Origin of the sequence: Microvirga thermotolerans, from assembly GCF_009363855.1 — a bacterium.
Lineage (GTDB): Bacteria > Pseudomonadota > Alphaproteobacteria > Rhizobiales > Beijerinckiaceae > Microvirga > Microvirga thermotolerans.
Genome location: NZ_CP045423.1, coordinates 3,693,357 through 3,707,281, shown reverse-complemented (window position 1 = coordinate 3,707,281; position 13,925 = coordinate 3,693,357). Strand labels below are relative to the sequence as shown.

The following is a 13,925-nucleotide window of genomic DNA, read 5'->3' as shown; positions in this document are numbered from 1 at the left end:
ATGAAAGTCCTAAAAGACGTCTCGTGAGCATCTCACAGGGCCTACGGCATTAAAAGTTGGCCGATAAAGCATAGGGTGTCGCTTAGTAGGTAGTTCGCCGATCCATTTTCTCAGATAGAAAGACAATGAGGTTAACTCACATGAAGTCCCATAAAGTGGGGAAGAGTTTCTTGAAGGTCGGCAAGATAGAAGCGAAACAAAAGGCTCAAGCCGGTCCTTGCGCCAGTGCGGAGCCTCTTCAATCGACCGCTGGGCCCCCTATTCCAAAGGACCGACGTGTACGGAAGAGGTACCCTGCTTGGGTCGGGAAACCTTGAGATAGCTCCGCAGGCGGTCTTGTGGGGCGCATCAAAGGAAGACTTACTTACCGATTATCGGAACTGACCGAGCACAATTTCTGTTTGCTTCTCTTGGAGGCGCTCGCCTCGCGCGGAGTCGATAAGTGCAATCCACGGGCAATGGAATGCCGTGACAATGGAAGCCGCGCTGAAATCGGCCTACAGGAAGGCTGCCGCAACCGTCGAGCGGATCCGGCGTCGCCGGATCGTCTTCTCCTTCCGCGACGAAGACGCCAGCGAGCCGACTGTCTATTTTCTCGTGCCGGACTACAACCGTCCCTCAGGTGGGGTAAGGACGCTCTACAGGCACGTCGACATCCTGAATGCCGCCGGCTTGCATGCCGTCGTGCTACATCGGCGCCGCAACTTCCGTTGCACATGGTTCGAACATCGCGCGCCCGTGAGGAACGTGCAGCAAGTCACCATATGCAGGAACGATCTGCTCGTCCTCACCGAGCTCGACATCGACATCCTCGACCGGCTCCCGCGAGGGCTGAAGCACGCCATCTTCAATCAGGGCATTCATCTCACGTGGACCCGGGCTACGGGAACGGAGCTCTATCACTATACAGAGAATCCTGACCTTGTCGGCGTCGTCACGGTTTCAGACCATAGCCTCCATGTCATGAGACATGCATTCAATCCCCCTCGCTTACGCCGGATCCGTCTCTCGATAGACCCGTGCATCTACTATTGGACAGATGCGTCGCGGGCAAAACGCATCTCCTACATGCCGCGGCGTGGGGAGCGGGACATACCCCCTGTTCTCGGGATCCTGCGCGCGAGGAGGGTCCTGGATGACTGGCAGATCCTGCCGATCGATGGCATGGCTCCTGCCGAGGTTGGAGACGCTCTCAGAACGAGCCGGATCTTCCTTTCCTTCTCGGAGCAGGAGGGCTTCGGCCTTCCCGCTGCCGAAGCGATGGCATGTGGGAACTATGTAATCGGATACCATGGATTCGGAGGTGGCGAATTCTTCCGTCCCGAGTTCAGCATGCCCGTTCCCTCAGCCGACGTTCTGGCATTCGCGTCCGAAGTGGAAAGAGCCGTGAACAGGGATCGGGAGGATGGCGGCTGGTGCCAGAGGCGCGGGAGAGAGGCCTCCGCATTCATCCTGTCGGAGTATTCTCCGGAGCGGGAGCGGGGCGATGTCATAGGAACCTATACCGAATTTCTGCAGGGCGGCACCGAAGGATCGGCCGAGGTGGGGAGCAATGTGCGGTATGTCTTAGGCCGTGCCGTTTAGCCGCCGCACCCTGCAAAGAAAGGCATCGTACGATGAGACGCATAGTGCCAGACGGAATCGTGGCTGCTTCGTTCGAGGTGCATAGTCTTCCCTGCAAACGGAATTGATTTTCCCGAGCATCGCAAATGCTTCAAGCCATAGACCGCATTTCCGTAGCCGGCGTCGGAGGCAGGATCAAGGCTCCGCAGCCCTTGGCCAGAGTTGCGAACGTCAGCGTCGTCGTTCCATGCTATAATTATGGATATTGCCTCAGACAGTGCGCCGAGAGCGTCCTGTACGAACAGCCCGGCATTGATGTCGAGGTGATCATCGTCGACGACAAGTCGACCGATGACAGCCTCGAGGTCGCGCGTGCACTCGAGCGGTCCGACCCTCGCGTCCGCGTGTTGGCTCACGAGACGAACAGGGGGCATATCCAGACCTACAACGACGGACTTCGGCTCGCGACGGGCGAGTTCGTCCTTCTTCTCTCGGCCGACGACCTGGTGACGCCTGGCGCCTTGACGCGAGCCGCCGCCTTTCTAATGGCAGAAACCTCGGTCGGATTGGTCTATGGAAATGTCGTCGAGTTCTCTCGCGACTTGCCTCCCGCGAGGGTGGGAGAGGCCAAATGGATCGTCTGGAAGGGAGCGGATTGGCTGAGAGCCCGTTGTCGAACCGGCTATAACGTCGTCTCCACCCCTGCCGCCGTCATGCGGCGCTCCGTTCTGAGCGCGATAGGAGGTTATCGCTGCGACCTCCCACATGCCGGCGACTTCGAGATGTGGCTGAGAACGTCATGCGTATCGGATATCGGTTTCCTGGCAGGCGTCGACCAGGGCTATTACCGGCAGCATGCCGTCAATATGCACAAGAACATGTTCCACTCCGGCACTGCGAACGGTCAACTCGTCGACCTGGACGAAAGGTGGCGATCCTTCGAAGCAATCTTCACAGGCTTGGGACGTGCGCTTCCGGAATGTGCCGAACTCTACGGCCTTGCCAGACGTACGCTCGCGTGCCAGGCGCTGGACTATGCAAACTATGCCTATGCCCGGGGAAAGAGGAATTTTCCGGTGGCCCAATTCGAGCAGATCGCCCGGGAGATTTACCCGGGTGTCGACAAGACCCGTGCCGGGAGAGCGTTTGAACGAAGGAAACGGCTCGGCATGACAGTCCTGCCCCTCCATCCTCTGTGGGCGCCGGCCGCAATCGCATGGCGATCGGGCGAGGCGCTACGGACCTGGCGACGAAAGCGAGTCGGGGTCTGAGAACCTCCGTTCTCCTGCAGGAGATGTGTCTCTTCGGCCTCTGGGATGAGGCGTGCTCTTCGGTGTTGAACAGATTGTGCCTGCAGACTGGCGACAGGGGAACGAAGCTCACCTTCTCAATCCGATCATCGATGCATGTTAGCCGATTGCCGTCATCCTGCTCCCGATTGTGGTTGGGTTGGAGCGCAAGGAAACTGGAGGAATATCCCATGGCGATCTGCTCGCACATGAGTTGCGGGGTTCACGGCGGGAAGTATAACGGTTTAATTTGGCTTCCTTTTACAGAGGGAGATCGAACAGAAAGAAGTTTGGCCAAGGCCGCATCTCCGGCACGTCTCGCCGGGGAGGGATTTTTACGCCCCCATCCCTGTCCTGGCGATAGGGGTACATCACAATTGCAGACGAGGCCTGGCACGTTTTGCGGCATCATTCGGCATCCGTGACACGATAAACTTGGCAAGGTCATGAACGCTAATCATCCGTTGACCCATCAGTCCCCGCAGGCATCCGTGATCCCCATGCCGGATCGGCAAGCCTCTTGGAGCCGAGTCAACGTGTCATGGGTCACTCCCATCAACGTCCGAAATACGATCGAGCGTCTGCTTGAGGTCGCAAGGAATGGCTTGCCGCAGATGCTTAGCGACGGCGGATTCGCCCAGACCTTGAGGGGCATTCAATCGAGATCGGGTCTTGTGCTCCAGCTGGAAGGTACGAACCTGCGCTATTCCGCAATAGTGGCCTTGGGGGCGGCCTATCTGGACGAGGCGCGGCAACGGGACATTCTTGGAGGCTCGACAGCCGTTGAGTTCGTGGAGAAGCTTCTCGCATGGGCTGAGGCGAGTTCCGATCTCGGCGCGCTTGCCTTGACGGCATGGGCGGCGGCAGAGATTGCAGAGCGCGATGCCGAAAGCATCTTCCGGCGCCTTGAAGCCGCCTATATGGAGGACGTATCGCTGTCGACCGTCGAATGCGCCTGGACGCTGACTGCAGCCTTGGCAGCTCGGTTCATTGGAGATACGCGGGCGTTGCAATCCATGGCCGCCGAGCGCCTGAGAACCGCCCAAAGGCCGAGCGGACTGTTTCCTCACATCGTGTCTCCGCAAGGAGGTGCTCAACTGCGGGGACACGTCGGTTCCTTCGCGGATCAGGTCTACCCGATCCAGGCGCTTTCGCGTCTCGCCGCCGCGTCCGGGGACAGGTCGGCGCTTGAAGCGGCAGAGGCCTGTGCGTCCGTGATCTGCCGGCACCAAGGGATCTCCGGCCAGTGGTGGTGGCACTACGATATTCGCACCGGCGATGTCGTCGAAGGGTATCCCGTCTACAGCGTTCACCAGCATGCCATGGCCCCTATGGTGCTGTTCGAACTGCTGGAAGCGGGAGGGATGGATTACCGGAGCCAGATCGTAAGGGGATTGCGATGGTTCGAGGGCAGGCCCGAGGTCAACCTCGATCTGATCTCGGAAGAGCATGGTGTGATCTGGCGCAAGGTCGGCCGCCGGGAACCGGGAAAAGCCGTGCGCTCGATCTCAGCCATAACGACGGCATTGAGCCCGGGTGCGCACATTCCAGGACTCGACCGGATCTTCCCACCACGAGAGGTCGACTATGAATGCCGCCCCTATGAACTGGGATGGATTCTGTACGCGTGGCTTTCGGGAGGCGTCGTCAAGGACTTGTCGTCGTTCAATCGCGCCTGAAGCAATTCCTTCATGAGCAGGCGCACGCAGTTCCGCCGGAAGGAGATGCATCCAACCGAAATGAGGGTGCAGGACGTTGCATCGCCGGGGCAAGCGAGCAGAGCGCGGCCGAATCGATGGGAAACTGCAGAAGTCGAGGGAGCCGCCTCAACGCCTGTCGTCGCGAGAGGCCCGAAGCCCGGGAAATCCCGCCTGCCGTGGCCTGCTGCGCTGTTGCTGATTTCGCTCGTGATCCCATGGATTATCCAGGTCGGCCCGGTCCGCCTGTCCGTCTACCGCATCGTCCTTCTCCTGACCTTGGCGCCGTCCCTCGCCCTGTGGTGCACCGGCCGGGCAGGCAGGATTCGGGTTGCCGATATCGCCCTGCTCTTCTACGCGCTGTGGTGCGTCCTTGGTCTCGTGGCCATCCACGGAGTCAACGTGGCTCTGCAACCGAGCGCCGTCATCCTCATCGAAACGATGGGGCCCTATCTCCTGGCTCGCCTCTACATCCGCGATGCGGAGAGCTTTTACGGCATGGTCAACCTGCTCTTCAAGCTCTTCGTTCTGTTTCTTCCGTTAACGCTCGTCGAGTCGCTGACAGGCCGCAATCTCACCCTCCAGATTTTCGGCACCGTGTTTCCCACGCCTCCCGACAGTCCGTACGAGCCGAGGTGGGGGTTGCGAAGGGTTCAGGGCTTTCTGGAGCATCCGATCCTGTACGGCGTGTTCACCGGCAGCATCGTTGCAATGGTGTACATGGTCCTCGGCTATGGAAAGACTGCGCTGACACGCTACGGCAAGACAGGCCTTGCCTTTCTTGCGGCGTTCCTCTGCATGTCTGCAGGACCGATCTCGGCCGTCGTCGCGCAGATCGGTCTGATAACGTGGAACGGCGTCCTGAAGGCCAGCGTCCAGCGATGGAAGCTTTTCTGGGGGATCGTGGCTGCGATGTACATGTTCGTTGCGGTCGTGTCGAACCAGTCCGTCCCGGAATTCTATATTGGCCATTTTTCCTTCGATGAGGCCTCGGCCTATTACAGGGTCCTCATCTGGCGGTTCGGATCGGAGTCGGCCCTCAACCATCCCTTCTTCGGCGTGGGCCTCAACGAATGGGAGCGGCCCGACTGGATGCCGAACAGCATCGACATGTTCTGGCTCATTCACGCGGTGCTGAATGGAATTCCGGCCGCACTGGCGATGCTTTTGGCCTTTTTCTCGATCGTGATCGCGCTGTGCTTCAAGCAGGGGCTCGATCCGAAACTCGATCAGTACCGCATGGCGCATCTGTTTTCGATGGCGGGGTTCTTCCTCGTCGGTTGGACGGTGCATTTCTGGAACGGAACCTATGTTCTGTTCATGTTCCTTCTGGGAAGCGGGGTCTGGCTCCTCGATGTCGAAACCAAGCCGCTGTCGGCACGCCGTGCCATCGAGGGATCGGCGAGGCAGCGCCTCTCTCATCGTCGAACCCCGGCCGCTCTCTCAGGAGAAGAAGCATCAAAGACAACAAGGCATCGTTCGGCGGGAGCCTCATTGGGCCGCAAGGGAAGAGGGTCATGATGACCGTGAATCTAAGGCAACGGATCGAGCAGGCGGTCCACCGGTCCAGCAATGCCGTTCACAAGGTCCAGTGGGGGATTCGCGCTGCCGGGCTTCGCAATGCCTTGGAAGGGTCGGCCCATCTCCTCCGCCTCAGGCTCCAGCGTCCCGACCGAGCCAAGATCATCCTTCGTTCAGGGCCGAGGCTTCAGTTCGCCTATCCGAGCCAGCTTCCGCGCACACTTGTGATGTTCGGAGACTTCATCGATCCAGAATATGCGTTCATCCGTGAGGTTGCTCGCCCGGACTGGACAGTCGTCGATGTCGGAGCTGCCATAGGGCAGTTCTCCATTTTCGCGGCCAGGCTCCCCTGTCGTTTCGTGCATGCCTACGAGCCCAGCAGCGCCAATGTCGCAACCTTGCGCCTCAACATCGAAGAGAACGGTGTCGGCGATAGAATCGCCGTCCACAGGCTCGCATTATCCGATCTGAATGGCGAGCTGACGTTCGAAACGAAAGAGCAAACGTGGATGAGCGGATTATCGAACTGTGCCGGTTCCGGGGAGACTGTCCCGGTCCGCCGACTCTCGGACGAGTTGGAGAGATTAGGCCTGCCGCACCTGTCCATTTTGAAAGTGAACGTTGCCGGACATGAGCCGCAGGTGCTGGCAGGAGCTATGGACGCGATAGGGAAGGGCAGAGTCGATATCATGATTCTTCTGCTCGGCCTTGCCTCGTTGACACTGTATCGGGAGATCGCCAGGCAGGGCTATCGGTTCTTCTTTTATCATCCGATGCGCAGAGCGCTTCGCGAGGTGAGGTCCTTTGAGGCGGAGACGGTGCTCTCGGCCATGCCGTGGCCTGCACGACACATCATCGCCATCCGCTCAGCTGCATTGGAAGCCGGTATCCTGTCGTCGGTAGGGATTGAAGGTGCGATCTGAACCGTCAAGCTTCAGTTTTCCATTCGGATTGACAATGGTCCCAAATATTCTCGCTCATTCAGAGTTACCATGAGCATCCATGCCTTCAATTTGGCATGGAGTAATTCGCACGAGACCTCGACCACCTCCATTATGCGTTCGCTGTGATGGCAAGGATTTGCTATCTAGTCCAAGGACGATATTCTTGCCGTCGGTGGAGTCCATTTGCCTCCATCTCTTGAGAAAGGCTATGAGAGCCTCTTGCAGCTAAGCCGAATAACGACATGAAGGATTGCAGGACGTGCTGAAAGTAGAAGTAAGCGAATTGACTGATGTCAAAATCCTAGAGCCTAAACTGTTCTGCGATGCTCGTGGATTTTTTGCGGAAACTTATAGTCAACAAGCTTTTTCTGCTGCAGGGATAAACGATACTTTCGTTCAGGACAATATGTCATTGTCCTTACATGCAGGAACCGTGAGGGGACTTCATTTTCAAGCGCCACCCTTCGCTCAGGCAAAGCTCGTCCGTGTTGGGCGGGGGCGAATTCTTGATGTCGCCGTCGACCTCAGGCGCTCTTCTCCAACCTTCGGGCGGCATGTCGCAATCGAACTCTCGGAGGAGAATCGTCGTCAGGTTTATATCCCAAAGGGCTTTGCGCATGGGTTCTGCACCCTGGAGCCGAATACCGAGGTCCAATATAAAGTGAGCGCTCCTTATTCTCCGGCTCATGACCGGGGGCTGGCCTGGAACGATCCCGAGCTTCGGATTCCCTGGCCTGTGTCTTCGGAAAAGGCAATTCTCTCGGAAAAGGACATGCGGCACCCGCGGCTTGCAGACCTTCCATCCGATTTGTTCGAGGGATGACCGTGCGGATCCTGGTCGTAGGGCGGGAGGGACAGGTCGCGCGAGCGCTGGAAGAGCGGGCGCAGTATCATGGTGCGGACGTCGTTCTGCTGGGCCGGCCGGCCCTGGATCTCCTGGTGCCTGAAATGGTCGTGGACACTCTCTCCAGAATGGGAGGCGACCTGATCGTCAATGCCGCGGCTTATACCGCCGTCGATCAAGCGGAGCAGGAGCCGGAGCTTGCGCGAGCCATCAACGCCTTCGGGGCTGGAACCGTGGCTCACGCGGCCGCCCTGATCGGTGTCCCGGTGGTCCAGATCTCGACGGACTATGTATTCGATGGCTCCGCTCCCGTGCCATATCGGGAAGATGCACACCCGAACCCGATTGGCGCCTACGGCATGTCGAAGCTTCTGGGAGAGCGGGCGGTTGCGGAAAGGACTGAAGATCACGTGATTCTCCGCACCGCATGGGTCTATAGCCCCTTTGGAAAGAATTTCGTCAAAACGATGCTACGGCTGGCTCAGGAGCGCGATGAAATTTCCGTCGTTGAGGATCAGGTGGGCTCTCCGACCAGTGCGCTCGATCTCGCAGACGGAATTCTGAGGGTTTCTCGCGAGCTTCTGGAACATCCGGGCGAGGCCAGGCTCCGCGGCATATTTCACATGACCGGATCCGGGAGTGCCAGTTGGGCCGAGTTCGCAGAAGCGATCTTCACGTGTTCGTCTCGTTTGGGAGGGCCGACAGCCCGCGTTCGGCGGATAACCACCGCAGAATACCCGACACCGGCCCGAAGGCCTCTACAGTCCCAACTCGACAACCGGCGCCTGAACGAAGCGTACGGGATTGCTCTGCCTCACTGGAGGGCATCGCTCGATCTCTGCGTAAGTCGCCTTCTTGCCGGTGCCGGACATCAGGAGCGTTAGAATGAAGGGAATCATCCTTGCGGGCGGATCGGGAACGCGATTGCATCCGATGACCTATGTGACGTCGAAGCAGCTTCTTCCGATCTATGACAAGCCGATGATCTATTACCCGCTGACGACGCTGATGCTTGCGGGTGTGCGTGACATCTTGATCATCTCGACGCCTGACGATCTCCCAAGGTTCAAGCAGTTGCTCGGCAGCGGCGAGAAATGGGGAATCCGTTTGTCCTATGCTGTGCAGCCCAAGCCTGAGGGGCTCGCGCAGGCCTACATCATTGGTGCCGAATTCGTGGCCGGAGGGCCTTCGGTACTGATCCTGGGAGACAACATCTATTTCGGTCATGGCCTGCCGAAGATGCTCTCCGCCGCTCGCAGTCGGACCGAGGGCGCCACTGTCTTCGCCTATCATGTCACCGATCCGGAGCGATATGGTGTCGTAGATTTCAATGCTCAGGGAAAGGCAGTTTCGATCGAGGAGAAGCCGCAGCGCCCCAAATCCAACTGGGCGGTAACGGGTCTCTACTTCTATGATGCCCAGGTGGTGGATATTGCGATGAGCCTGAGGCCGTCGGCCAGAGGAGAACTGGAGATCACCGACGTCAATCGGGCATACATGGAACGCGGGCAACTGCAGGTCGAGCGTATGGGGCGCGGCTTCGCATGGCTGGATACCGGCACTCCCGATGCCTTGCTTGAGGCGACAGAGTTCGTGCGCGCACTCAGCAAACGTCAGGGCTTCCGCATTGCTTGTCCGGAGGAGATTGCTTTCAATCTTGGCTGGATCGACAGAGATCAGCTCACGCGGCTCGGCCGGGAACTCTCGAAAAGCTCGTATGGTCAGTATCTTCTTCAGATAGCGCAGGGCGCTGCCGAGGGTTCCTGAGCGCCTTGAAAGGGTAACGCCAGGGGTGCCCTTTATGCCTTACGTCAGCTTTCCGAACAGAGGCTTGAGACGGCTGGGCAAGGATTCTGACGGGACGAGGGTCAGGAGCGATTTCAATGAATAGAGGCAGCTGATCGCCGTGGCCACGAGGCCTAGGGTCAATGCAGGCCAGTAAGGCAGGAACGCGAAACTTAAGAATACCGCCCCCGCGAGAGGGAGGAAGACCAGTCCCAGTGCGAGATTGGCTCTGCTCCAGCGGAATCCGCTCATTCGGCGGACGATCAGGTAGATGATGGCGCTATGCCAGGCGTACAGGGCAAAAAAGGCAACGCCGGCGCCATTCACTCCGATCCGGCCGATGAGGGGCCAGGCAAAGCCCACATGCACGACTGCAGCTGCGACCTCCGTCCAGAAAAAGGTCTTTTGAGCACCTTTGGCGAGAACGATGAACCCCATGGGCCAGGCGACCACGCGGAGCATCATTCCGAGGCCCAGCCATCTCAGGAGTGTGGAGGCCGCGTTGAAATCCGTTGAATAGAAGATCGTCATGATCAGCGGCGCGAATGTCAGCGTACCGATAACGCCAGGCCCGGCAAGCAGCATGCTGATATGGGCTTGCTCATTGACGAGGCGGTTGCATTCCAGATTGTCGCCGGCGGCCGCGGTCAGACGAGGATAGAAATCGGCGCTCATCGATTGAAGGATGAAGCCCGTATAGAGGCCGCCGAGAGTCCAGGCAGCCTGATAGAAGCCGGCAGCTTCGATCCCCGACTCGTGCAGGACGATGATTCTGATTCCGTAGGCTGCCCCCATGGTCAGAATGCTGCTTGCCATGAATGCCAGGCCAAGTTTCAGCAGCGAAGCGATCTCCGGCCGCATGCGAGCTGGAGAAACCCGGACGGAAGGGATTGCGGCCTTGCGGCTGAACCACCAGGACGTTGCAAACGCAGTGCCGGTCGTCACGACGAGAGAAGGTACGATGCCCTGTTCACGGAACAGGTAGATCAGCGGGATGCCGACCGCCACGCCGGACAAGGCCGACAGCATGTTGATGCGGGCAAGATCCCCGATGCGGCGCAGGCCCTGCACGAGCGCGGTCTGTCCAGCCGAGACCGACCGGAGCAGTACGGCAAGAGAAAGCAGCGCGACCCCGGTTGCGTGCCCGGGGTCACCGAACGTGAACGCCGCGACGGGCTCAGAAAGGAGAAACAGGATCGCCGCGCCTGCAGCGCCGAGAATGAGCGACATCCGCCGCAGGATCGTGGTCGTCACGGCAATCCGATTCCGATCGTCCGATCCCGCGGCTTCCGCGATCTGTCTCACGCCGCTGCTGGAAATTCCGAGGCCGGCGAGCCCATGCGACAGTTCGACGATTGCCATGTAGAGACCGGTCAGGCCTACCCCGGATGGACCTAGAAGAAGGGCGATGGCCTTGTTACGGACGAGGCCCAGAAGAATGTTGACGATCGACGAGCCGCCGATCTGGGCTGTCGACCGAAGAATTTGGCCATAGCTTGGCTTGGCGTCCCGGCTCGTCGCATCCGTCATCGATCTGGCTTTACCTGCGCTAGCGGCTTGCGGCCGTGAACTGTCCAGCGGATTTTCTCAAGACGACAGGAGGCCGGGACGGATGCAGGGCGGCTCGAAGGGCTGCTCTGTGACCGGGGCCCAGGAACGATCGTAACGCCGCGCCTGTAACGATGCCGAACTGGAATAAGACAGCCGCCACCCGTCCGTGATGCCGCCGGAAGTATTCGATACGATTACGCGCAAGAAGTGCGGAAAGCATGGGATTCTCGCGATACTCCCCGCCGATATGGATCACCTCGGCCTCGGGCACATAGATCACGGACAATCCGCACTCCCTGACCCGACGGAGATAATCCACCTCCTCGCTGTAGAGAAAGAAGCTCTCGTCCCAATGGCCCACCACGCGGCGGGCCTGGGCGGAAACGGCCAGTGCCGCGCCGGTCGCCCACTCGACGGGACCGCCTTGAGCGTAGATGGTCGGATCTCCTACGATCTCGCCCATGCCGGCTAGAGATGCGAGGCGGCCCAGAAAGGCCTCCGACCAGGCTGCTGCAACCGATGGCTCTCGGCGCAACGACAATGCAATTGAACCGTCTTCGTTCAGCATGCGCGGAACTGCAACGCCGACGCGAGGGTCGCGGAGCCGGTGAAGCAAACTCAGGCCCGATCCGGGTCGAAGCCGGATATCGGGATTGAGAATCAAAATATGACGGTCGCTGGCGAGCGTTTCGGCTGCGGCATTGATACCGGCTGCGTATCCCGCATTGCTGCGCATCCTGATGACCCTTGGGCGAGACGGGTGCCGGGCAGCAATGTCTGCGCTTCCGTCCGATGATGCATTGTCGACGACGATGGTCTCGGCATCGCGAATTCCGGACAGTCCTTCGGGGAGAGAATCGAGAAGACCCGGCAGGACGCGTGCGCTGTTATAGGTCACGACAATGAGAGACAAGGGAAGGTCCGCCGCTGGAGCGGAAAGAGATGTGCCGGTTCGGTGTCGCGCGGTCACTTCGTGGTCCTCGATAAGGAAAAGGGTCTCAATAAGAAAATCATGAAAAAGATATTGGCCGCAGGCGCCGCGCGTCCATCGCCCTTTGGAGCTAATGCCGTCTGAAGACACGGACGGTTTGAATACATTCGGCCAGAGGAACGATGGATCGCGAAGCGCCGAAAGAAAGGTCTTATGCCGCACGAATATCGGATTTCCGGCGTCGCGATCTCGAACGTGAACATGCTCGATGCTGCTTCAGAAGCACGGAGGCATTCTCAATGCTACGGTCTTCAGTCTGGCAAAGATGCGGGATTCCGCCCCAATGGCAGATGCATCTACAGCTGTGGTTCACTGGGTTGGCTGTTGCAATGCCGAGCTGGTCTTCACGTTCGGCGATGTCGCGCGGATCGCGACCTTGACAACGTCACCCGGCATCAGAAGCGTGGACTCAGAGGCCGGCAGTTCCTCGGCACTGTCGCCGGATCTCCTGACGATGGTATAGGAAAGTTCAGGATCGACGTCCTCGGTCTTTTCGCGCCCGGCAAGAGACGAGGGGTCGCTGATGATCAAGATCTTCTTCAAGACGTCTTCCTTGATGCGCAGACGCTCCAGATTCGCTTGAGCCTCCTGGAGTTCAGCCGCGACGTCCGTCTGATGCTTGTCCCTGAGGCTGAGGGCGTTCCGCTTGGCTTCGCTCAGGTTCTGCCTGGCGCGCATCACGGCGGTAATCTCGTCCAGTCGGTTCGACTGAAGGTTCGCGACCGCGAACTCCAGCTCGGTCCTGCGGGAAACGGTGGCAATACCCCGTTCGACCAGCGACTTCACGTTCGCCAAGTCTTCTCCGACCGTCTTGAGGCGAGCGTCGAGAGACTCGGTCTTCTTTTGAAGCACGTCGATCTCGGCGATGAAGAGGTTCTGGAGTTCCGACAGGTTCTGGAGCTGCCGTTCCAGCGCGTTCCTGCGCGCCTCGAAAATGATCTGCTCCTGCGCCCTGATCTCGGCAACCATCTTGTTGTTCGAGGAGGTGAATTCGTCGGGAAACTGAATTTGCCTTGCGCCAGAACCCTCTGCCTGCAGGCGTGCGATCCGTCCCAGCGTCCGAAGGATTTCCTCCCGCAGGCTTTGCAGCTCGCCCAGCATGCTGATCTGCCCCTTGTCGCCGCCTTCCGTCGTTGCGCGGAAGCGCCCGCCGCTCAGGGCAAGAGCCTGCAGTACCGTGAGCCCGGGGCGAAATTTGTACTCTCCGGGTTTCGATACAGCCCCAACGATGTAAAGTGGGGGGTAGTCCAGAATCTCCACGGTAGCGTCCGGAGTGCTGATCAGCCCGACCTTGTCTTTCAGCTGCTGTGCGATCCTGGCGGCGAGAGATCCGCTATCAAGGCCGGAGACGTCGATCGTGCCGACAAGCGGAATGGACAGAATGCCGCCGGAAGACACCGTAAACTCCCCGCCGACGGCATCCCACCGCTGGTACTCGCCCTTCGACGGCACCCATTGCACCACAGTGATACGAAGGCTCGTTTGAGGCGCAATCGGATAGGTCTGCGCGAGGCAGGGCTGCGACAGCAGAACCATGAAGCCCGCCGCGGCCAAGCCAAAGGCGACGCTACGTGCGGGAATGCGTCTATAGCCCCGTAACTTCATCATGTCTGCAGCCGTCCGAATAACCGCGTTCCAAAAGGCCTCGAGCGCCAAATCTCGGCGACTCTACAGAAACCGTCAACGGTATTACTTGAAAGTACTCCTTCTGAGCCGCTTGAATAACTGGACACTTCAGAG

At 59.2% G+C, this 13,925-nt stretch carries 11 protein-coding genes; 8 read left to right on the top strand and 3 right to left on the bottom strand.

Annotation, left to right across the window (positions count from 1 at the left end; all coding sequences use genetic code 11):
• Window positions 1-474 precede the first annotated feature (474 nt).
• The 8 genes from GDR74_RS17545 to rfbA all read left to right on the top strand — a co-directional run bounded on the left by GDR74_RS17545 (window position 475) and on the right by rfbA (window position 9,625).
• A complete protein-coding gene (locus GDR74_RS17545; protein ID WP_152587846.1) occupies window positions 475-1,584 on the top strand; it encodes a glycosyltransferase in 1,110 nt (369 codons plus the stop codon).
• Window positions 1,585-1,709: 125 nt separating this feature from the next.
• The gene (locus GDR74_RS17540) at window positions 1,710-2,834 is read left to right on the top strand and encodes a glycosyltransferase family 2 protein (RefSeq protein WP_152587504.1); all 1,125 of its coding nucleotides are present in this window, start codon (window positions 1,710-1,712) and stop codon (window positions 2,832-2,834) included.
• Window positions 2,835-3,298: 464 nt separating this feature from the next.
• On the top strand, window positions 3,299-4,531 hold the full coding sequence (locus tag GDR74_RS17535) for a hypothetical protein (protein ID WP_246179765.1): 1,233 nt from the start codon (window positions 3,299-3,301) through the stop codon (window positions 4,529-4,531).
• A 12-nt stretch (window positions 4,532-4,543) separates the two neighbouring features.
• Complete coding sequence (locus tag GDR74_RS17530; RefSeq protein ID WP_152587503.1) at window positions 4,544-6,070, top strand: O-antigen ligase family protein; 1,527 nt, start codon at window positions 4,544-4,546, stop codon at window positions 6,068-6,070.
• Window positions 6,067-6,993, top strand: a complete 927-nt coding sequence (locus GDR74_RS17525; protein ID WP_194164571.1) for an FkbM family methyltransferase — start codon at window positions 6,067-6,069, stop codon at window positions 6,991-6,993. Before GDR74_RS17530 ends, GDR74_RS17525 begins: the two co-directional genes overlap by 4 nt.
• Before the next feature lie 283 nt (window positions 6,994-7,276).
• Window positions 7,277-7,837 (top strand): dTDP-4-dehydrorhamnose 3,5-epimerase, encoded by a 561-nt coding sequence (gene rfbC / locus GDR74_RS17520; protein ID WP_152587844.1) that lies wholly within the window; start codon window positions 7,277-7,279, stop codon window positions 7,835-7,837.
• 2 nt (window positions 7,838-7,839) lie between these two features.
• A complete protein-coding gene (rfbD, locus tag GDR74_RS17515; RefSeq protein ID WP_152587843.1) occupies window positions 7,840-8,742 on the top strand; it encodes a dTDP-4-dehydrorhamnose reductase in 903 nt (300 codons plus the stop codon).
• A gap of 1 nt (window position 8,743) precedes the next feature.
• On the top strand, window positions 8,744-9,625 hold the full coding sequence (gene rfbA / locus GDR74_RS17510; protein ID WP_152587501.1) for a glucose-1-phosphate thymidylyltransferase RfbA: 882 nt from the start codon (window positions 8,744-8,746) through the stop codon (window positions 9,623-9,625).
• A 39-nt stretch (window positions 9,626-9,664) separates the two neighbouring features.
• Here rfbA and GDR74_RS17505 read toward each other — a convergent pair whose 3' ends face one another.
• The 3 genes from GDR74_RS17505 to GDR74_RS17495 all read right to left on the bottom strand — a co-directional run bounded on the left by GDR74_RS17505 (window position 9,665) and on the right by GDR74_RS17495 (window position 13,793).
• Window positions 9,665-11,173: an O-antigen translocase gene (locus GDR74_RS17505; protein ID WP_152587500.1), complete on the bottom strand. Its 1,509-nt coding sequence runs from the start codon at window positions 11,171-11,173 to the stop codon at window positions 9,665-9,667.
• A 19-nt stretch (window positions 11,174-11,192) separates the two neighbouring features.
• The gene (locus GDR74_RS17500; RefSeq protein WP_152587842.1) at window positions 11,193-12,164 is read right to left on the bottom strand and encodes a glycosyltransferase family 2 protein; all 972 of its coding nucleotides are present in this window, start codon (window positions 12,162-12,164) and stop codon (window positions 11,193-11,195) included.
• A 330-nt stretch (window positions 12,165-12,494) separates the two neighbouring features.
• On the bottom strand, window positions 12,495-13,793 hold the full coding sequence (locus tag GDR74_RS17495) for a polysaccharide biosynthesis/export family protein (RefSeq protein ID WP_152587499.1): 1,299 nt from the start codon (window positions 13,791-13,793) through the stop codon (window positions 12,495-12,497).
• Window positions 13,794-13,925: the final 132 nt, after the last annotated feature.

Excerpts from the sequence above, each read along its gene's own strand:
- GDR74_RS17545 (WP_152587846.1), top strand. The coding sequence starts at position 475 with ATGGAAGCCGCGCTGAAATCGGCCTACAGGAAGGCTGCCGCAACCGTC.
- GDR74_RS17540 (WP_152587504.1), top strand. The coding sequence starts at position 1,710 with ATGCTTCAAGCCATAGACCGCATTTCCGTAGCCGGCGTCGGAGGCAGG.
- GDR74_RS17535 (WP_246179765.1), top strand. The coding sequence starts at position 3,299 with ATGAACGCTAATCATCCGTTGACCCATCAGTCCCCGCAGGCATCCGTG.
- GDR74_RS17530 (WP_152587503.1), top strand. The coding sequence starts at position 4,544 with ATGAGCAGGCGCACGCAGTTCCGCCGGAAGGAGATGCATCCAACCGAA.
- GDR74_RS17525 (WP_194164571.1), top strand. The coding sequence starts at position 6,067 with ATGATGACCGTGAATCTAAGGCAACGGATCGAGCAGGCGGTCCACCGG.
- rfbA (WP_152587501.1), top strand. The coding sequence starts at position 8,744 with ATGAAGGGAATCATCCTTGCGGGCGGATCGGGAACGCGATTGCATCCG.
- GDR74_RS17505 (WP_152587500.1), bottom strand. The coding sequence starts at position 11,173 with ATGACGGATGCGACGAGCCGGGACGCCAAGCCAAGCTATGGCCAAATT.
- GDR74_RS17495 (WP_152587499.1), bottom strand. The coding sequence starts at position 13,793 with ATGATGAAGTTACGGGGCTATAGACGCATTCCCGCACGTAGCGTCGCC.